1 protein-coding gene is annotated in these 866 nt (G+C 64.0%); it reads left to right on the top strand.

Annotated elements, in window-relative coordinates:
* A partial coding sequence (locus tag ACXJMY_RS37965; protein WP_456624464.1) for a DUF5801 repeats-in-toxin domain-containing protein occupies window positions 1-866 on the top strand: 866 nt, incomplete at both ends.

The following is an 866-nucleotide window of genomic DNA, read 5'->3' as shown; positions in this document are numbered from 1 at the left end:
GTTGGTCATGTCGGCGCCGATCCGAACGGCCCGATCGCGATCCGCATCACGCTGGACAACGCAGGCAGCCTCTCGGGAGGCCAGCTCGCCGTCGACCAGTACATGGCGATCGACCACGGCGCGGACCTCAACAATTTCGATTCGACGCAGTTCCTCAACCTGGTTGGTGAGGGCGCGAGCCTCGGCGTTACGCTGACAGCGACCATCACCGACGGTGACAATGACACCGCGACGTCCTCGGCGACCATCGAGATCGTGGGTACCGAGGACTCCAGCATCAGCTTCCAGGATGACGGCCCCGCGGTCTCGGTGTCCGCCAATTCGGCCTTCCAGGTCGTCCACGACGAGACCCTGCTGTTGCAGAGCCCGCCGTTCGGCGACGACAATGACATTCTGTTCACGCCCGTTTTCAACGGCGTCAATAATCCCGGACACGATCCGCAGGGTCTCTTCGGTCTTCCCCTCGGGTACGCGCAGAGCAATGTCGCCGCGCTCACCATCGACAATGTGGACTTCGGCACCGACGGTGCGGCCAAGACGGGCGCCCAGCTCTTCTCGCTGACGCTGACCGATGCGCAGGGCCAGAGCACGACCGGCCCGGTCGATGCGATGCTCACCACGACGGAAGGGAAGGAGATCTTCCTGTTCCTCGAGAACGGCCTGATCGTGGGCCGTTACGACGGGGGCGATCCCGGCGATGACGTGACCGGCACCAACGATCCGGCCGCGTTTGCGATTGCGATCAACCCGGTGAGCGGCAAGGTGTCCGTCGTCCAGTATGTTTCGCTTCACCAGGACAGCGCCGATATCGGCGGCGATATCGATGAGGCGGTCTCGCTGGCAAACGCCCTCGGCCAGGTCAAGGC

The organism is Bradyrhizobium sp. P5_C12 (genome assembly GCF_054049735.1).
The sequence above is the reverse complement of the archived record's forward strand: the minus strand, read 5'-3'. Positions and strand labels throughout refer to the sequence as shown.